The sequence below is a fragment of the Streptomyces sp. NPDC013455 genome (assembly GCF_040632975.1).
Lineage (GTDB): Bacteria > Actinomycetota > Actinomycetes > Streptomycetales > Streptomycetaceae > Streptomyces.
The window spans coordinates 14,333-33,676 of the sequence record NZ_JBEYCX010000011.1 but is presented as its reverse complement, the minus strand read 5'-3'; the positions used below and the strand labels follow the sequence as shown (position 1 = coordinate 33,676).

Genomic DNA, 19,344 nt, shown 5'->3' with positions numbered 1-19,344 from the left:
TCACGAAATCCGACACAACCAGGTTCAGACACCACCATCAGCGCCCCGCAAGTACGCATCGGCCCGGTGTTGTTGAACCTGCGCATCACCGGTGCACGGTCGACGTCGTCGTCTGAGACTCCGGCCCGGTGCTGCCGGTGGCGCGAGCCGCGGGCGCCGGCTGGGTGGGACAGCATGGCCTGGAAATCGTGATGGCCGTCGCCTAAGGGCTGTCCCGCAACTGGGCGGCACCCCTTGCTGATCCCCGGATCGGACCGTGTCAGTGGCTGGTGACAGGATCGAGGGGTGCTGATCAAGGGATATGACGTCGGCCCGTTGGTGCCGGGCGAGTCACTGCTGTTCCACCCGGGTTTCTGGTCGAACTACCTCTTGGCGATGTGCAGCGACGGGGGGTGTACCGAGCGCCCGGTTCCGGAGTGGTTCGGTGAGGACGGCGCCGATGCCGATGCCCTGTCCGAGGTCCTCTTCGATCATGAATGCTGGCCAGTGTTCAGGGTGCCGGCGCAAGACGGCCCCGGAGCCGTGGTGATCTACCGCAACCTGGAGGGCGACTACGGCACCGACTACCTGCTCACCCATCCAGGCAGAGGCTCCGTCGAACAGATCGCCAGCTGGGCTCCCGGACTGGAAAAGGGAACACAACAAGTCCCACAAGCAGGTCCGAGCCCGCGTCGAGCACGTCTTCGCCCGCATGCGTGGCGGCCACCGGGGATCCCAGATCCTCACCGCCGTGCCCGCCCGCTTCCGTGGCCACCGACGCCCCGCCGCCTGTCGCCGACGCCGAGACGGCTCACGGGCGCCGAGCGCCGTGCGCGGTGGATACCGAAGACCCAAGGAGGCCCCGGACGGGTGGATCGCGTTCCGAGGAGCGTCTTATCGCCGTTGGGCGGGTGAGAGGGCAGCGCCGGCAGCACGGTGAGGGCGAACAGCGTTTTTAGGGCTCACCTGTGGAGGGCTCCGGGGAACCCGGATCCTCACGCTTCCCGAAGGGGCACGACACGCGCCGCCGACACGTCACTGTTCGCCTCTGCCAGGCTGTTCCCTCATGCCGTCCGCGTATCCTGCTGGCCGCCCGCAGGATCTGCGCGGTGACGATTCTGTGGGGGCGAGACGGCAAGACCGGGGGAGGGGCACGTGAGACCGGTGGAAGCGATGGATCCGGCTGCTGTCGGGGGCTATCCGATCTTGGCACGCCTGGGCGCCGGAGGCATGGGTCAGGTCTATCTGTCCCGTACGACGGCCGGACGGCCGCTCGCGTTGAAGACCGTTCGCCCGGATCTGGCCGAAGCGCCCGACTTCGAGGCACGGTTCGCCCGAGAGGTGCGCAACAGCGACCTCGTCCGGTCACCGTTCACCGTCTCCGTCATCGACTTCAGTCCGCCCGGCCACCGCCCCCAATGGCTCGCGACGGAGTACGTCCCGGCGCCGTCGTTGGCCGACTGGGTTGTGGCACACGGGCCGCTCCCGTCGGTCAGCTTGCGCGCGCTGGCCGGCGAACTGGCCGCTGCTGTCGCGGCCGTGCACGCCTGCTCACTGGCGCACCGCGACATCAAGCCGTCCAACATACTGCTGGGCCGGCAACGGCCCATGCTCATCGACTTCGGTATCGCCCGGGCGGCCGAAGACTCACGGCACACCCACAGCGGCGGCGTCGTCGGCTCACCTGGCTACCTGGCCCCGGAGCAGGTGTCCCGCGGCGTCGTGACCGAGGCGGGCGACGTGTTCTCCCTTGGCTGCGTCCTGGTGTTCGCGGCGACCGGGCGCAGCCCGTTCCAGCATCCGGGTGAGGAGGTCTCGGCGGCCTCGCTGCTGTACCGCATCGTGCACGAGCAGGCTCAGCTGGAGGGCCTGCCGGCGGAGCTGTTGCCCGTCGTGAGACGCTGCCTGGCCAAGCAGCCCGAGCAGCGACCCGACAGCAGCGAACTGACCGACCTGCTGCCCTGCCGGTCCGGCTTGGTCTGGAAACAGGCTCTGCCACCCGGCCTCGGTGACGAACTCGCGGCCCGCGAGGCGGAGGTGGCGCGCTTGATCACCTCGCCCATCGCCCCCGCGCCCATCACGACCGCGCCCATCGCCCCCGCGCCCATCGCCACGGCACCCACCGGCATGGCGGCTCCAGCAGCGCCCGGCCGGACCGCCACCCCGCCGTCCGCCGACGATACGGCCCCGCCGCCCACCGGCCATACGGCCCCGCCGCCCGTGGCCGATGCGGGCCCGGCAGGTGTTTTCGGCCCCCCACCTTGCCCCACCCCAGGGCCGAGCGGCCTCACCGGTGTACCGGCCGCCACCACCGGGGCCAAGCCGTCCAGGACGTCGACGTCGCGCACTTGGTGGATCGCCGCCGCGGCTGCGGCGGCGGCCCTCACGGTGACCCTCGTCGGGGTGCTGTACCCGTTCGACGGACACGACGACCAGGCGGGACCGGACACGAAGGACGCCGGGCGCCCCACGTCCTCCGCCTCGGCGACCGTGCCTACGCTCCCGCGCGAGTGGACGGGCGTCTGGACCGGCACCGGGCCGGGCAACCCCCACGCCGACGGACGACTGGTACCTGCCACGACGTCGTTCAAGGTCACGCTGACCCTGCACACCGCCGCCGTCGGAGAACTCGCCGGCAAGCAGGTCAGCAACGTCACCGAGGCCGGCACGGAACGCGAGGTCGGCTGCACCGAAGCCCTCGAACTGCGGGGTGTGCGCGGCACCACCGTCACCCTGGAGGCGGTCACGAGCCACCCCACCGACCGCTCATCCTCCACGCTGACCTGCGAGAAGGGGCACGTGTACGTCGTGGAGCTGTCGGACGAGGACACGATGGCCCTCGGTGAGGAGGGCGCCCAGTCCGCAGGCGCACCCTCCCGCCTGCACCGCGGCCCGGGCACCCGATGACCACCTCACCACCGGCCGAGGGCGTCACACCGACACCCGCACGCCGGCGCCCCGGCGACAACCGCTCCCAGCCGACCCGTACGGCCGGGTGGGGAGCCAGCGCTTGCGGGAACGGCCCCCGTGCACGGCGGAGCGGCCGTGCTGATCGAGACGAAGCGGTTGCCCGTCTCCATCCTCCGGATGTGCTTGGAGTCGGCCGTGCGACGCGACCAGCCCTGTGAGAAGCCGCGCCGCGCCTGGCCGCGCGAGCGGACCGGCGTGCGTACAGCGTGGAAGCGCCGGGCCGGGCACTGTTGACGACGCCGGCCCCGACCGGAGTCCGGGAGGGGGGGCTGCGGATGTCAACGGGGCCTGTTCGGCCAGCAAGAATCCACTTCCGGACATTCGGGCCGTGCGGTCCCGGTCGCGCCAGGGTCGCTCCTACGATGAGCGCTCTGTGCGCGGGCCGGTGCAGGAGCGCTCGGTTCTCCGGGGGGAGGAAGCCAACTGTGTGTACGGCTATGCCAGCGAAGGCTCGAAGCGGTGAGTGTCCCGACGTGTCACGGACGTGACACCAGCGCCGTACCGCGCCCCGGTGCAGTCGGCGGCAGCAGCTTCTGAACAACTCGCCTAGCCACGCGTGCGTGCCCTTGGCCGCCCGCCACCCCTCACCGTCCGCACCCTCCTTCCGGCGGCTTCATCCTTCTGTGCCCACTGCGCCCGATGCGCCCGGACGCCGCCGGACCGGATCGCCTGCCCGCCTTCCAGACCGCTCACCTGACCATCCTGCCCGCCGCCGCTCTCGGAGAGAACGCGGACGGGACTGCCAAGGACGGATTCCGGACATATGACCACGCAACAAACCACATCACTCCTCGTCGGCCTCGCCATCATGGTGCTCCTGGCGCGCGTACTCGGCGCGCTGGCCCGACGCCTGGGCCAGCCCGCGGTGATTGGCGAGGTCCTCGCCGGCATCGCACTGGGACCGACCCTTTTCCACGGTGCCATATCGGACGCGCTGTTCCCCGACACGACGAGGCCCCTGCTCGGTGCCCTCGCCGCGGTCGGCGTCGCGGTCTTCATGTTCATCGTCGGACTCGAGTGGGACGTGGCACTGATCCGGGGCAGCGGGGCCATCGCCCCCGCCGTCTCCATCAGCTCCATCATCCTGCCGTTCGGCCTCGGCACTGCTCTGGGCCTGTACCTGATGGACAAGCACGGCAGCGGTGACGAGACAGCGTTCATGCTGTTCATCGGCATCGCCATGTCGATCACCGCGTTCCCCGTGCTGGCCCGCATCCTCACCGACCGTGGTATGACCCGCACACCACTGGGCGTGGTGGCGCTTGCCTGTGCCTCGATCGACGACGTCCTCGCCTGGTCGCTGCTCGCCGCCGTCGTCGCCATCAGCGGATCGGCGGGCCCTGACCAGTGGCGCATTCTCCTCGCCATCCCTTACCTGCTCGGGATGCTGTTCGTACTGCGTCCGCTCCTGCGCCGGTGGGCGGACCGGCAGACGTCGCTGCGGCTCAGCCCGACGGTCTTCGCGCTCATCCTCGCCGGCCTGCTGCTGTCGGCCGCCGCCACCGAGTGGGTGGGCCTGCACTACATCTTCGGCGCGTTCCTGTTCGGTGCCATCCTTCCGCGCTCCGGCACCGAGCGGCTCCGCCATGACGTGCACGACCGTCTCGGCCAGATGAGCAGCACCCTGCTTCTGCCGGTGTTCTTCCTGGTCGCCGGCCTCCGGGTCGACCTCTCAGGGCTCGATGCGAGTGGGCTCGGTGACCTGGGACTGATCCTGCTCGTGGCCGTGGGCGGGAAGTTCATCGGCGCGTTCGCCGCGGCCCGCCTGAACCGGATGCCGCTCCGGCAGTCCGCCGCACTGGCCACCTTGATGAACACGCGCGGCCTGACCGAGCTCATCGTCCTGAACGTCGGTCTGCAGCTGGGCTTCCTCCAGCAGAAGCTCTACTCGCTGATGGTGGTCATGGCCGTGGTGACGACCGCGATGGCGGGCCCGCTGCTGACCTGGCTCCTGGGACGGCCGACCTCGAACGACCTCATCGACCGCGATCCCGACAGCGCACCCACCGCCGGCGTCGCCGGAGCCTCCGGCGAGCACGGCCGGGCAACTGGCTCCGCGACCTGAACAAGCCGGTAATGCCCTGACGAGGCTGTCCCGGTTCCCTTGAGATCCGGGACAGCCTCTCCTCGGACGTCTGCCCGAGTCCCGCCGAGCAAGTCACGGCTCGTCGTGCACCATCGCGTACAGGAGCATGTCCCGGCGCTCGTCCCCCCCACCTGCTGCCACCCCCAACAGGCCCCGCACGCAAGCACAGAGGCGAGTTCGACTGGCGCACGCATGCTAGCGGGAGGTCCGGACGACGGCCCTGAGCGCAGGACCGAGTACGACCGGCGCCGAAGCCCCCCGCGGTGCCGCAGGGTGGCGGCTGCCGGCCTCCGCCGTCCACCCGAGGATGGACGACGCCCAAGGCGGGGCGGCTCTACCCTACGGGGATGCTGGCAGGCAGAGTGCGGGGGCGTGTCAACCCTCTGGTGACCGACGCGGCTCTGGCGGGGGCCCTGGCGATCGTGACCGTCGTCTACGCCCGGCAGGGCTACGAGGCCCGCTACCAGCGCGAGGGGTGGCCGCCGTTCGGTTTCGCCGCGGTCGCGCTCAGCCTCGCGGTGAACCTTCCCCTGGCGGCGCGACGGCGGACCCCGTGGCTGGCGTTCACCGTCTCGTGCGGCGCGTTCGTGGCATATACCGCCGCAGGCTTCCAGCCGTCGGTGAACCTGTGGGGACCGCTGCTCGCCTGCTACACGGTGATCGCGCGCCAACCGGTGCGCCGGGCGGCCTGGGCGGCCGCGGTGACGGCGGCGGCGTGGGTGGGCAGCGGCCTGGCGGCACACCTGTCACTGGAGCTGTCGGTGGCGCAGGCTGCGATCGGCGTCGGCATCGTCTGGGTCTTCGCCACTGGCAGCCGTCACCTTGCCCAGCGCAACGCCCAGCTGGCCGAGCTGACCGCACAACTGGAGCGGGAACAGGAACTGCGCGCACGGCACGCGGTCGCGGAAGAGAGACTGCGCATCGCCCGGGAACTCCATGACGTGGTCGCCCATCACCTGTCGGCGCTCGCCGTCCAGGCGGGCCTGGCCGAATTCGTCTTCACCTCCGACCCCGCGGCCGCAAGGCAGGCGGTGGTGTCGATCGGGACGAGCAGCCGGCAGGCCCTGGAGGAGATGCGCGGCCTGCTCGGTGTCCTGCGTACGGGGCCGGACGTCGGCGATACCGATCGTCTCTATCGGCCGGCGCCCGGCCTGACGCACCTGGACGAGCCGGTGGAACGAGCCCGATCGGCCGGGTGCGAGGTGACCGTGCTGGTGTCCGGGCAGCAGCGCCCGCTGCCCTCGGGTGTCGACCTGTGCGCGTACCGGATCATCCAGGAGGCGCTGACCAACACCGTCAAACACGCCGGACAGGGGGCCCGGGCCACTGTGAGCCTGGAGTTCGCCAGCGACCGCCTGCGGGGACGGGTGAGCGACGAAGGCGGAAAAGCACCGGCCGCCCTGCCTTCGAGCGGGCTTGGTTTGCTCGGCATGCGGGAACGGGCGAAACTTTGCGGTGGGTCGCTGCGGGCCGGTCCCCGAGCCGAGGGAGGGTTCGAGGTCGTCTTCACCCTGCCGCTGGCCCCGCTCGACACCACCGGGGGCAGCTGACCACTCCCCTGGAGCACATGAGGGGGAGAGGCAGCGATGACACGGCTGCTCATTGTGGACGACCAGGTACTCATCCGGGCCGGGCTCGCAGCGCTTGCGACGGCAGCCCGCGGATTCGAAGTGGCGGGGCAGGCCGCCACGGGCGAGGAAGCCGTCGAGCTGGCCGCGGCACTGCGCCCCGACGTGATCCTCATGGACATCCGCCTGCCCGGCATGAGTGGCATCACCGCCATGGAGCACATCCTGGCCCAGGCAGCCGAGCCGAAGCCGAAGATCGTCATGCTGACCGTCTTCGACCTCGACGAGTACGTCTACGCCGCGCTCAGGGCCGGAGCCAGCGGGTTCCTTCTGAAAGACACTCCGCCTGAACGCCTCCTCGCCGCCGTCTCCCTGATCGCCGACGGCGAGGTGCTGTGCGCCCCGAGCGTCACCCGCCGACTCATCGAGACCTTCGCCAGCCAAGCGACGGAGTCACGGCAGCAGCCGGCATCCCTCACGGAACTCACCGCCCGGGAAACCGACGTTCTCGAACTCGTCGGGCAGGGGCTCACCAACGAGCAGATCGCTCAGCGACTCGTGGTGACCGTCGGGACCGTCAAGACCCACCTGAACCGGGTGATGACCAAACTAGGCCTGGTCAGCCGGGCCCAGGCCGTCGTCATCGCCTACGAGAGCGGACTGATCGTGCCGGGCGATCCCGCCCTGCCCGGCACGCGGGCGCTCACGAGCAGTCCGGACGATGGAACGGTCGACCGCCAATGCCAGCGAAGCCGGTAGGCACCAGCCCTGCCAGCAGGGGCAAGCCGGGTCGCGACGCCGCCCTACCGCCGCGAACGCTCCCACGTCCGTGCTCCGCTCCTGCCGGCGCGCCCTTCATCCCACCTCCGTCTGAGCACCTGGCCCCATCAGCCTGTGGTTGACCCCAGAACTCGACCCCTCGTTAGACGCCCGGCGGCGGGAGCCTCCGTACCTTCGATGACACACCGGAGAGTGTCCCAGACGCTCCCCAGCAGTCCGGAGGGCACCGGCCCTTCGACGCTGGAGCACGCGTCCGGGGACGCGATGACAGACGTGACAGAGAGGAACCCGCACATGTCCATACGGAGGAACATCGTCATGAGCGTCACCGCCGCGGCCTTGGCGGTGGGAGGCCTCGCAGCGGGGACGACCGCATCGGCCCAGCCGCGGGTGAGCGCGGCCCCCTCGGACTGTCCCAAGGGCTACTTCTGCGGCTACAAGCAGGCCAACTACAAGAAGCTGGCCTTCCGCTACAAGGACTGCTACATGCAGGAGATCCCCGACGGACTCAACAGCGGCGGCTCCTGGTACAACAACCAGACCAAGGACACCACGACAGGCATGTACGGCAAGAACAAGCAGTGGATCTACACCACGCCCGGAGCCCCGTACGGTGACCCGCACGGCGACTGGGCTCCGGTCTGGTACGTCTGGAACTACTGCTGACCTCGCACGCCGGCACGTTCCATCTTCCGTGTCGGCACCGCCCCGCTTGGCCGCGACCACCGCACGGCTCACTGTCCTGACGATCCCGGACGGCCGTACTCAAACGTGACACAGCGGACCGTCTGGTGGTTCACCGGCAACAAGGCCCCGGCGCCCGTCGCCGAGCACATCGACGACCCTTGTGCTCGGCGAAACCCTTGCCAACGGCGCCGACCCCTTCCACCTCGCGCACGTCTTCAGGGCACTGAAGGGGCAGCGCACGGGCTCCTCGCCGGTCGACCGGGGACGCCCTGCGGGCAACCACGGTCGTCCAGTGGCAGCCGGCCGGGATGGCGCGGCCACCGCTGCCTCACCGGCAGCAACGGCTCGATCGGCCTCCACAGGTCATCCGGCACATGTACGGAGGACCGTTCCCCTTCCCCATGCCTCGTTCAACGAGCCAGCGAAAAAGGGGATATGGCTACGACCAGGCTTCCATTGGGTGCTCCAACTCCCGCAGCTGACGGCCTGCAAAACAGGGTGCGATTGGCTGAGCCGGGGTGATAGGCAAGCGATGTGACAGAGAGTCTCGAGTATTCCGCCCTGCTGCAACTGATCGACGAGCGGTCGGCCGCGTTCAGCAGTGCGGTCGCCGCCGCGCCCAGCCTTGACGCGCCGGTGCCGTCCTGCCCCGAGTGGACGTTGTTCGATCTGGTGCAGCACCTGGGTACGGGCCAGCGCTGGTGGGCCGCGATCGTGGCCGCGGGCCCGGCCCAGGCTCCGCCGGCCAAGGATGCCGCGAAGGTGCCGCGCGAGCTCGAGGCGCTGCTGGCCTGGTACGCCGAGTCGAACGAGCTGCTGCTGAGTGCCCTGCGCGAGGCTGGCCCGGAGCGCGAGTGCTGGGCATGGTGGGGCGCCGGCGTGTCGCCGGCGAATGCCTGGGGCGTTGCCCGGCGCCGGGTGCACGAGGTGCTGGTGCACACCTACGATGCCCAGCTCGCCGCAGGCGCCGTGCAGCCGATGCCGGCGGATGTCGCGCTCGACGGCGTGGCCGAGTTTCTCGACACCTGCAACTCCACCCCGGCGGCCTGGCCGCACGAGGCCACCACCATCCACTACCACGCCACCGAGGGCCGCTCCTGGCTCCTCACGCTGGACGCCACCGGCGCCTGGCCCGCACCCCTCACGGACGACGCCGCGCCCGCCTCCGCTTCGGCCACGGGCACGGCCGAGCAGTTGCTCCTCTTCGTCTGGGGCCGCCTCACGCTGAGCGACCTGAAGATCGAGGGCGACCAGCAGGTGTTCGAGCAGCTGATCGCCTGGGAGCCCGAGGAGTAGCCAGTCGATACCGCCGACGGACGCCCTCGATGACCTCCGCGTACATCACGAACAGCTCCTCCTCCGCGCGGCGGACAGCCAGTACGGCCTCGTGTACGACCAGGCTTTCCGTGAGGTGCTCTGAAGGCATCTCGATTGATCCGGCCGCGCGTTCGCAAACGCGGGCGAGAGCGTCTCGTAGATCACCGGCGGGTGGTGGTCTCGTGGCGGCAGCGCTGTGCGGCGCGCCCGGGAAGCCGTAGCGGCTCGACCCGTTGGGACGGTAAGTGCTGCGGCGCACAAGGGGGTCGGTACGGCATCGAGAGGGACGTGAAGAAGGCCGTACGCCACCGCTCGCCCGACGAGGGCCGGCAGACGGTCAGCGGGCAGGCGTGCGACACCCTTCGTCGCCAAAGGCGACTGATCGCGCCTCGTCGGCGGCCCGGTCGGCCAGGGCTTGACGCTCTCACAAGGGCGGTCCGCCCGCCGGTGGGTGTGCTCGCGGGACGAGTGCGGGCCGCGGGCCGTACCTGCACGCGCTCGACAGGCTGCGGCCGGCTTGTCGGCACGGGGCCGGTGTCCTCGTCGGTGAGGGTGGCGCAGGCGCCGAATCAGCGTCGGCCACCTGTCCCGCGCAGGTCGCCTCCCGCTGCCACCAGCCGTGCCGGAGTGGCCCGCCCCCTCGCGCCCGGCCCTTTCTCCCCCCGGCCCCGCACTTGCGCGACCGCTCCAGCCGTCCTCAGCACAGCCCGCGCCAGACATCCGCCGGTGTCGAACCGACCGGACCACCGACCACGAAGGCCCGAGCGCGGTCGCGAAGTGCCTGCTGATTGATCCGCGTGTGCTGGTCCCGCGCTGCCTGCGGAACCGGCGGGTGCCGCCCGACGCAGCCTAAGCAGCTGGGCCTCCACTCCTCCACGAGCAGCAGCTCTGCGCGCACAGGACCAGCCCGAAAATGTGACTAGCATCACATTGAGCGGCATGGTGGTCAGTGAAACAGGGTTGGCGCGGGCCGAGCGGACTGGCTGACCATCTGTTTGGACCTGGGGGGCTGGTCGGGGACCGTTCGGTCTTCGATTCGGCGCTCGCGGTGTGTCCGGCTTCCGCCGAGGGTGGTGTCGTTGCGGGGTGGGTGTGCTGTGCCGGTGCTCCGTCGGCTGTCTGCGGGGCTGTTCGAGGCGGGTCACGGGCTGCGGGCCGTCTTGTCTTTCGTTTTCCGCGATGCGAGGGCAGCTGTGCCGGGGAGTTGCTCCGATTCGAATTCGCGTTCTCGATAACGTGCCAGCGTAAGGCGCCTGTAAGGGCGTCAGAGCCACAGGAAGGCCGATTGATTTCAAGGGGGTTGCGGAGAACACTGGATGACGACGTGCAATACGCAATGGGGCGGTGACTTGCGGGAAGGAGGTGACGGAATCATGGGTGTCAAGATGACGATGACCACCCGCTGCTCGGTCTCCCTGCAGCAGGAGCAGCTGCGGATGGTCATCATCGTCGTCGTCCTCGTGCTCTGGGTTGTGCTGGCGCAGGTACACGGAACTACGACACCGGTTGACGCGCTGTTGGAGCGCATCTGAGAAACGTGTCCGTTTCTCGCAAAGGGCGGTTGCCGATGGGGCAGCCGCCCTTTTTCCTTGTCAGGTTAGCGCGGAAAGGGTGACGGGTGAAGTCCTTCCCCGTGCCGACTCGACCGCAGTCCTTGAAACTGCCCGGTAATCTCTCCGCCTGTCGCCCGAGGGGACGGGATTCGAAGAATTCACGCAGCCAGAATGCGGCGGAAGGCATCGATGCCCTGCTCGTCTGCGGCCATGACCGGGCCGGCCGCGGTTTCGATCCAGGCGTGGAACCGGAACGGGTCGGCGGCCGTGCCGATGCACCATGTCGCCCGGCGTCTGCGCAGGGCGAGCAACATGAGCGAGGCCAGGGAGGTTTCCAGGCAGGCGGCGCGTCCGGGATAGCGGGCAGCGGCCTGTCGCACCGCTGCCAGAGCCGCCGCACCCTGGGCGCCGGTGGCGTCGTGCCGGCACCAGTGGCGCGAGGTCCAACGCACCACCCGCAGGAGGACGCGGAAGGGCAGCCGGATCAGTACCAGGGCGATCAGCAGGCCGAGCAGCCCCAGCGGCGGAGTGTGTCGGGCGGGCAGGCGGCCCGGACGGGGCGAATGCGCCTCCGGGTCGGCCGCCATGGTCACCTCCGCCGCGCCGGCTGCCCGCCTGCCACCGGCGAGGGAGTGCGCGCGATGCGCCCGGCCGTCAACCGTTTCGGCCGTTTCCGGGCCGCCGGCCGACCCGTGCCCGGCGACCGCTGGAAGTCTCTCATCGGCGGGCGGGGCCGGCCGGCGGCCCGCGGGGCAGGCGGTGAGGAGACCACGCTCGAGGAGGGCGTCGGCGAGCTGCCGCGCGTCCTGCCGGATCAGATCGCGGCTGAGTTCCGGGAAGTGGCGGGCCGTCGCGCGAACGCCCGTCTCGAAGTCCCGGCTGCGGCGCCACTCCTGCCAGAGCAGTGCCGCCACGGGGTTCATGGCGAAGCAGTGCCCCGAGCGGGTGTCCAGCAGCACGGCGTCGCCGTGGTCGCCCGGGCTGTCCTGTACGAAGTCGGGTACGTGCAGCCGCTTCACGGTGCCTCCCCGGCCGTACCGAGTCCGTCCAGCCAGACGTCCAACCCCAGCAAGCGGTTGAGCGCGGCGAAGGGAGCGGCAAAGCCGTGCACGGCGGCGTCGAGGTCGGCGACGATGCGTGCGGGTTCGACTATGCCGAGGTCGGCGAGCGGCGAGCGGGCCAGCCGCACACGCAGGTCTGCCGCGGCGCGGCGAACACCCCGGTAGTCCTCCGCTGCGTAGGCGCCCTTGGTGCGCCGGTCCAGCACGGCATCGGGCACCTCGCCGGCCAGCGCGGCCCTTAGGAGCGGCTTGACGGTGAAGGGGTCCGCCTTCCCCGGCGTCGGCAGGCTCATCGCCGCTCGGACGACGGCCCCGTCCAGGAAAGGTGCTTGCGGCCACACCCCGAAAGGCCGCGCCACATCGACGAGTTGACTATGCAGGTCGGCCGAGCCGTGCAGTTCGACCAGTGCTGCGCGCGTGCCGGGACCCGGCCCCGGCCCCTCCCGCCGTACCTGCCCGGCACGCTCGACGGCCAGTTCGGCCAGGTCACGGCGGACTCGTGTGGTCAGCCACGACGCCTCGGGGCCGGGCGGCGGCCACCAGGCGATGGCGTCCAGCCACTGCGGCGGATGCGCCAGCGGCTGCTCCAGACGTGCGGTCAGGTCGTGCAGCGCCCGCTCGATCGGGGTACGGGCCAGCCGCACGGCCTGGCGGGTGATGCCGGCGGGGGCCACGCGGCGCAGTCTGCCCAAAGCGAGGGCGTCACGGGCGAGACGGCGCACCGCCCGGCCCGCGGCCACCTCGCCGAGGTGTGAGGGCGGCGCGGTCAGCAGGGCGTCGCCGCCCTCGCCCGTCAGATGGACGCCGCCACCACGACTCGCGACGTGCGTCAGGCGGCAGCGGAGCCGGGCGATGACCGCGGTGGACGGATCGGGCTGGTCCGGCCGTCCCCGCGCGCTCAGGGCGGCGTACGGCAGCGAGGCGTCGCCGCCCACGGTCCGGTGCAGACGGACGGCGGCCGATGCGCGGGCGTACCGCACAGCGTGTTCCAGGTCGCCCGCCGGTGCCCCGGGATGGTGATAGACGAAGGCGTCAAGTGGCTCTTCCGCCGCCTGCGCTGCGAGGAAGGCCAGCGAGGTGGAGTCCAGGCCCCCGCTGAAGTCACAGGTGATTCGTGGCGCGTCGCGGACGCGCAGGGTGACGGCCTGTCGTAGGGAGTCGCGCAGCCGGGCTGCGGTGTCATCCATGCGGGCGTCGGCGTCGGGTGCGGGTGAGGCGTAGGCCGATCGGGTGACCGCGTTCGTGGTGGAGTCGACCTGCAGGGCTTCGCCGGGACCGAGTCTGTGCACGCCGGTGAAGGCCGTCCGCGTTCCGAGGAGTTCCGGCACCGCGGGACAGACGAGGTGCGCCGCGAGCGCCAGGGTGTCCGGGGTCTGCTCCCGTCCCGTCACGGCGGCCACGACGGTGGCGCGTGTGGAAACGACGGTACGGCCGTTGCAGCGTGCGTAGTAGAGCGGGAACTGACCGGCTGGGTCGGTGAAGGCGGTGAAGCGGCCGCCGTGTTCCAGCACGAGCAGCAGGTAGGCCCCTGGCCAGCGGGTCAGTCGCTCCCAGTTGCCGTCGTGCGCGGAACGCCTCAGGTCGTCCTGCATTCGCGCGGATCCGGCCAGGCACTGGCCCACGGCGACGACCCTGGCCCGCTCGGCCGCCGCGGTGCGCACCTCACCGGCGTGCCAGGCACCCCACGACCACAGCCGGGGGTCGGCGGCCCACACCTGTGCCGCCGGCGCCGGTAAGCGGGGGCCCGGTGGCAGAATCCCGGCGATGGCCGGTCCGGTCGGCAGGCGGATGCCGAGTTCACCGGTGTCCGTTGCCGTGCCGGTCATGCCGATCGTGCCGCTGAGGCCGGTCGTGCCGGCCGTGCCAGGAAAGACGGCCACGGCGACTCCTACCAGTAGTACTGGGCGTTGGCGTCGGCGTTGCCGTTCGGGGAACTGCCCAAGGTCACATCGCGGACGTGTCCGAGATCGGTGAGAGAAGGGGATACATAGGCAGTGTCCTGGTCCGGGGGTGGCCCGTCCGGGAGCGTTCCGTTTCCGTCCTCGGCAGCGCGGTCGGACGAGTGCTCGAAAAATGTCTCATAGAACATAGGGCCGCCTCGAGTCAAGGGCACGGCTGCCTCACCAGCAAGAACAAGGCACAGGATGTGGCCTTTTTGGCCACCGGTCTACATGACCGCAGTATGCCATGTGATCTTTTGGCGCAGCCGGGATCCGGCAAGCCATGAGCGCATTGCCTGACCAGCGGTTTTTCCCTTACCCCTCGGACCTGCGAATGGCGTGGGCACCGACTGCTTCCTGGTGCGCGGCGCGTCCCGCGTGCAGTTCGATGACCCTGGCTCAAGCAATTGAAGCCGATATTGCGGCCGGCTCATCGCATGTCCCTGATTTCGAAGAACCAAGCACCGGAAAGGCACCTGACCGGATTCGAACGCCGCGCCACACCGCTCGCGTGCGGATCAGACAGTGCTGTTCGGGCTTTCCTGACCGCGCAGCCCGAGGACGAGAGCCCCCTGAGCCTCGGCCCTTGTCCCCAACTCACTCAGTTCCAGGACGAAGCCGGAACTCTTGGCGACTGCGCCGGGGAGGGCGAAGCGGTGCAGCGACTCCTCGCAGCCCTCCAGGAGCAGATCGCACTCCGTGAGCTGGCCGCCCACGACCACGACGTCGGGGTTGATGAGATTGCACACGTGGGCGAGGAAGGAGCCCAGGGTCCGGCCCGCGTCCTTGATCACGCGCATACAGACGGGGTCGTGCTCCCTGGCAGCCCGGATAACGTGCTCCAGGTGCTCGAAGTCCACGGCGCCGGTCCTGGTGCGGGCCTGCCGGACCCGCTGCACCAGCGCTTCCGCGCCGATCACGGTCTCCAGGCAACCGCGGCCCCCGCACTGGCACATCACACCGTCCGGATCCAGGGTGAGGTGGCCGATCTCCCCGGCCATTCCGCCGCGTCCGCGAAGCAGGCTGTTGTGGACGATGATTCCGGCTCCGACGCCGGTGGACACTTTGACGTAGATGACGGTCTCCGCGTGCTCCCGCTGACCGTACGTCTGCTCGGCCAGCGCACCGAGGTTGGCGTCGTTGTCGATGACCGCGTGCACGCCAAGCCACTCTCCCAGGTCCCGTGCCGGGTGGTCACCGGTCCGCCAGGGATGGAGGACGGGCCGCGTGAACTCGTTCGTGCGCGGATCGATCATCCGAGGCACGGCGATGCCGAGCGAGAAGACATCGGACAGGGTGCAGCCGGTGTCCCTGACAGCCTCCCCGATCAGGTCCTGGACCGCGGGGCGCGCGCGGTTCCAGCCCCGACTCACACCTTCCGAGTTGACGCGGACGGATACCGTGTCGAATTCCTTGTCGAGCCGGCGTGCGGCCACCGTGACGTGGTTGAAGCCGATGTGTACCCCCACGCCGACCAACTCGGTGGGTGCGAGGCAGACCCTTCCGGCTCGCCCGCCGTCCGTCCGGGCACCGGTCACCATGCCTTCCTTTTCAAGTTCTCGGACCGCGGTGGACACCGTTGCCTGGGAGAGCATGGTGCGCCGGGCGATACCGACCTGGGTGTCGGCCTTGATGGCGATGGCCAGCAGTACCTTCCTGCGGTTCTCATTGCGTTTCGGCGATCCGGCTAACCCGTCGAAGAAGTCACGAATGTCAGCCATGACGCCCCCCTTGGCCATGCCTGCCCCCGCAGGCGGTTCGCTTCTCTTCTCGACCGTAGCAGGTGGATCTTCGAATTGAAGGAAGGGTGACTTCGGTTGACTTGACGATCAATGGGGCCGTCCGGAGCCCAGGATGCGGGCACAGCCGGCACGCATGATTGGAGTTGACCGAAAACGTCATTCGGAGGCCGGATAGCTCACCTGGATGTCCGATAAGGCACACAGCTGTGCGTACACCGCTGAGCGCCCCGCACGCCGCCGACGTACCGCTGCTCAGTGCCCAGACGATGAAAGAGACATCGGCCGATCCCGGTATACAGCCGGGCGATGAGAGGCAGCGCCTCATCGCGGACTCGGACCACGGGCCGCAACCGCACCGGCTCCGCCCTCCGCCGGCGTCCGCCACAGCGGTCCGACGCATCCCGGGTCGTCGCCGGGGCTTCCGCGACGCCGTCACTCTGGCGGCAAGGGCTACAGCTCCAAAGCGATCGGGGCCTGGCTCCGGCGGCGAGGCGTCGGTCACACCATCCCGGAACGTCCGACAAGCGTACGCGACAGGAACGCGTGCCGTACGCAATACGTACGCTGTCCGTACGCTTCGTGGGGTACACTGTCGGTCAGGAGGTACTCCATGCCCGAGTCCCAGTCCGAGTTGTTCGACGCGGTCGACGCGCTGCTCGCGTCCCGCGCCCCGTTGCCGCCGCCCGAGGAGCGCAGGCGCCTGCGCAAGGCCCACGGCCTGACGATCGACGAGATCGCCGCCGCGCTGAAGGTGCGCCGGGCCACGGTCAGCGGCTGGGAGTCCGGCAAGACCGAGCCGCGCCCGCCGGAGCGCGACGCGTACGCACGGCTGCTGGAAGGGCTCGCCAAGCTCTACCCCGCCCCGGCCAACACCGGCGTCCGGAGTGAGGGCATGGCGGCGTCCGAGAGCGAGGGCACGGCGGCGCCCGAGGCGTTCACCGGCCCGGCAACGCCAGGAGAGATGTCCGAGGCTGCGGCCGTGACCGCTGACGAAAGCAGCCGGCCTCGCCCCGCCACGGCCCCCGCTGCTGCCCCGCGCGCGGCCCGCACCACCAGGAGCACGGCGACGTCGCGCCGCCCGGGCGCGACGAAGGCAGCCCCGGCCGGCACCCCGGCGGGGGGCGGCGACCCCCGCTTCGCCAACGGCCCGCTCGCGGTCGTCGACGTCGACGCCGACGGGCAGGTCCTGGCGTACTGCACCGGCGGCCTGGTCTTGGAGGTACCCGCCAAATCCCTTCCGTCCCTGGTGGAGTGGACCCTCACCGAGGGCAGGATGGGTCAGCCGAGGCTGTCCGGCCCGGGCAGGGACGCCGACCCGCTGCTCGTGCTCACCGAGGCCGCGCTGGAGCGCTACGGCCTGCCGGTCGCCCTCACCGACGAGGAGCGGCTCGCCGGGCGGATCCCGGAGAACCACAAGGTCGTCAAGCAGCTCGCCCGTACCGACTGGAAGCTCACCAAGCGCGGCTTCGGGCCGTGGGCCAGGATCTACCGCCCCGCCACCGGCTCGGAGCGGGCCTGCGTCCAGTTGTGCATCCCCTCCTGGAACGCGCTCGACTCCCGGCACTGGGGCAATGCCGCTCAGCTCCCGCCGGCGGACCTCGCCCGGCTCCTGGGCGTGTACGCGTCGCGGGTGATGACGCCGCGCGGATCGACCGCTGTGACGGGGCTGGAGCTGATGACCGCGCTGCATCCGCCGACCCGCGCCTCCGAGCCCGACGAGACGGGGAAGCGGCACTCCGAGCACAACCCCGGCTCGCTGGGCAAGGACCCGGTGGACTGCGCGCCGTGTGAGGCTCCCGACGGGCACCCGCTCCTCAAGGACTTGCCGCGCTTCCACGTCCGCGGGCCCGGCGAGAAGCTGTTCGAGGAGGCGTACGACTGGGCGCGGCCGATGACGGATGCCGAGTGCACGCTGCGGTACCTGGTCGGCATCGACGTCAACATGGCCTTCGCCGCCGGTGCCAACGGCCTGGTCGTCGGCCTCGGCGCACCGACGCACGTCAGGAACCCGGCGTTCGACCCGAAGCTGCCGGGCTCGTGGCTGGTCGACCTCTCCCACGTCGACCTGTCGCGGGTGAAGGTCGGCAAGGAGTGGGTGGAACTGGACGGCAGCCTGCTGCCCTCCCCGTTCACGCCGAAGGGCGACCGCCCGGAGGGGCCGGCCTGGTACGCGACGCCCACCGTGGCGTATGCGGTGGAGCTGGGTTACGACGTGGCGCCGGTCGAGGCGTACGTGCGGTACGAGAACGGCCGCTATCTGGACGGCTGGTACCAGCGGCTGCGCGACGCCTACCTGGCCACGATGGCCGACCTCGGCGTCGATCCCGACCTGTCTCCGGCCGACTTCCTCGCCGCGATGGACGGGTACAAGGACCGTGACCCGGACCTGGCGATCGTCATCTCGGCGATCAAAGCGACGGTCAAGGGCGGCCTGGGCAAGCTGCGGGAGCGCCCGCGCGGCGAGGGCTGGCGGCCCGGCGAGCCGTGGCGCGCCCTGTCCCGGTCCACCTGGCGGCCGGACATCCGCGCGGCGGTCATCTCCCGCACCCGGATCAACCTCCACCGCAAGATCGTCAAGCACGCGGCGTTCACCGGCCAGTACCCGGTCGCGATCCTGTCCGACTGCGTCGTCTACGCGGCCAACGGGCCCTCACCGCTGGACTTCCTGCCCTACCGGGACGGCAAGCCGCTGCCCGGCGGCTTCAAGCTCGGCATCAACCCGGGCTTGGTCAAGCACGAGGGCACCCAGGACGTCCTGTGGGGCGAGGAGGTCCGCGAGCGGTTCAACGCACCGGAGCTCAACCTCGCCCGGTACATCAAGGACGGTACCGTCACCGACGTCGACAGCGGAGAGTAGGAGTAGGCGATGAGCCTGTTCGGGGACGGCCTGGACACCGCGGTGCAGAAGGCGTTCACCCGCCCGGTGCCCAAGAGCGCGGGCGCGCAGATGCGGTACCTGGTCAGGCAGCTCAAGAGCACCAAGGCGGTCGCCCAGATGCTGCGCATCTCCCAGCGCACCGTCGAGCGGTACGTGAAGGACCAGCTCAAGAAGCCGCGCCCCGACCTCGCCGCGCGTCTGGAGCGCGAGGTGAAGAAGCGGTGGCAGCCGCAGATCCGGGCCAAGGCCCGGCAGAAGGCAGCGACCACCGGCGGCATCGTCATCGACACCCAGGCACGCATGGGTTACACCGCGCCGATCGGGTCGACGGACGAGGACCGCGTCCGGCACCTGACCGTCGCCCTGCCGCCCCGCTACGCCGCTCGTCTCTTCGAGGCCCAGGAGGCCGGCGCCAGCGACCAGCAGCTCCAGCAGATCGTGGCCGAAGGGCTCAAGGAGGTGTACTTCCAGGACGGCGGCCGCCGTGCCGGCAGCCTGGAGGAGGTCCGGTTCACGGACGTCCGGCACCTGGAGTTCGAGCTGTAGCAGCCACACCGCGAACAGCACGCGAGCCCCGCACCCGAGAAGGTCCGGGGGCAACACCACTTGGCGGGCGTCGGTCTTGCCCTCGCCGCGGTAGGTGGTGGACGCCTGGTGGACGGCCCGGCCGGTGAGGTAGGCGACGGGTTGGCCGTGGTTGAGCAGGGGTTGTCTTACGGAGCGATCGAGCCGCGATTCCAATTGGTGGTCGAGTCGTCGCGGGGCTCCGGGCGGCCAAGTTGC

The 19,344-nt window shown here is 70.3% G+C and carries 13 protein-coding genes and 1 pseudogene; 10 read left to right on the top strand and 4 right to left on the bottom strand.

All coding sequences use genetic code 11. The annotated features are described in order from the left end of the window. Positions 1-616: 616 nt before the first annotated feature. The 8 genes and pseudogenes from ABZ576_RS19135 to ABZ576_RS19100 form a co-directional block, all read left to right on the top strand. A pseudogene (locus tag ABZ576_RS19135) lies at positions 617-697 on the top strand (IS5/IS1182 family transposase); the annotation flags it as partial. A 455-nt stretch (positions 698-1,152) separates the two neighbouring features. Further along, entirely contained in the window at positions 1,153-2,886 is a 1,734-nt protein-coding gene (locus ABZ576_RS19130) for a protein kinase (RefSeq protein WP_360742094.1), read from the top strand. An 826-nt stretch (positions 2,887-3,712) separates the two neighbouring features. Then, the gene (locus ABZ576_RS19125; RefSeq protein WP_360741601.1) at positions 3,713-5,014 is read left to right on the top strand and encodes a cation:proton antiporter; all 1,302 of its coding nucleotides are present in this window, start codon (positions 3,713-3,715) and stop codon (positions 5,012-5,014) included. A 368-nt stretch (positions 5,015-5,382) separates the two neighbouring features. After that, the gene (locus ABZ576_RS19120; RefSeq protein WP_360741599.1) at positions 5,383-6,585 is read left to right on the top strand and encodes a sensor histidine kinase; all 1,203 of its coding nucleotides are present in this window, start codon (positions 5,383-5,385) and stop codon (positions 6,583-6,585) included. 36 nt (positions 6,586-6,621) lie between these two features. Next, a complete protein-coding gene (locus tag ABZ576_RS19115) occupies positions 6,622-7,362 on the top strand; it encodes a response regulator transcription factor (RefSeq protein WP_360741597.1) in 741 nt (246 codons plus the stop codon). Between the two features lie 315 nt (positions 7,363-7,677). After that, complete coding sequence (locus ABZ576_RS19110; protein ID WP_360741595.1) at positions 7,678-8,049, top strand: hypothetical protein; 372 nt, start codon at positions 7,678-7,680, stop codon at positions 8,047-8,049. A gap of 555 nt (positions 8,050-8,604) precedes the next feature. Next, positions 8,605-9,366, top strand: a complete 762-nt coding sequence (locus ABZ576_RS19105; RefSeq protein ID WP_360741593.1) for a maleylpyruvate isomerase family mycothiol-dependent enzyme — start codon at positions 8,605-8,607, stop codon at positions 9,364-9,366. A 1,394-nt stretch (positions 9,367-10,760) separates the two neighbouring features. Further along, positions 10,761-10,919 (top strand): hypothetical protein, encoded by a 159-nt coding sequence (locus ABZ576_RS19100; RefSeq protein WP_360741591.1) that lies wholly within the window; start codon positions 10,761-10,763, stop codon positions 10,917-10,919. Between the two features lie 179 nt (positions 10,920-11,098). On the opposite strand, the gene ABZ576_RS19095 is transcribed toward ABZ576_RS19100, so the two are convergent. The 4 genes from ABZ576_RS19095 to ABZ576_RS19080 all read right to left on the bottom strand — a co-directional run bounded on the left by ABZ576_RS19095 (position 11,099) and on the right by ABZ576_RS19080 (position 15,680). Then, a complete protein-coding gene (locus tag ABZ576_RS19095) occupies positions 11,099-11,959 on the bottom strand; it encodes a lasso peptide biosynthesis B2 protein (protein WP_360741589.1) in 861 nt (286 codons plus the stop codon). Beyond that, the gene (locus ABZ576_RS19090) at positions 11,956-13,881 is read right to left on the bottom strand and encodes an albusnodin/ikarugamycin family macrolactam cyclase (RefSeq protein WP_360741587.1); all 1,926 of its coding nucleotides are present in this window, start codon (positions 13,879-13,881) and stop codon (positions 11,956-11,958) included. The genes ABZ576_RS19095 and ABZ576_RS19090 overlap by 4 nt, the downstream gene beginning before the upstream one ends. Before the next feature lie 8 nt (positions 13,882-13,889). Beyond that, positions 13,890-14,090: a lasso RiPP family leader peptide-containing protein gene (locus ABZ576_RS19085; protein WP_360741585.1), complete on the bottom strand. Its 201-nt coding sequence runs from the start codon at positions 14,088-14,090 to the stop codon at positions 13,890-13,892. Between the two features lie 369 nt (positions 14,091-14,459). After that, positions 14,460-15,680: an ROK family transcriptional regulator gene (locus tag ABZ576_RS19080; RefSeq protein WP_360741583.1), complete on the bottom strand. Its 1,221-nt coding sequence runs from the start codon at positions 15,678-15,680 to the stop codon at positions 14,460-14,462. A gap of 613 nt (positions 15,681-16,293) precedes the next feature. On the opposite strand from ABZ576_RS19080, the gene ABZ576_RS19075 reads away from it, so the two are divergent. Further along, positions 16,294-18,540, top strand: a complete 2,247-nt coding sequence (locus ABZ576_RS19075; RefSeq protein ID WP_360741581.1) for a helix-turn-helix domain-containing protein — start codon at positions 16,294-16,296, stop codon at positions 18,538-18,540. Positions 18,541-18,549: 9 nt separating this feature from the next. Continuing rightward, a complete protein-coding gene (locus ABZ576_RS19070) occupies positions 18,550-19,107 on the top strand; it encodes an XRE family transcriptional regulator (RefSeq protein ID WP_360741579.1) in 558 nt (185 codons plus the stop codon). Positions 19,108-19,344 lie beyond the last annotated feature (237 nt).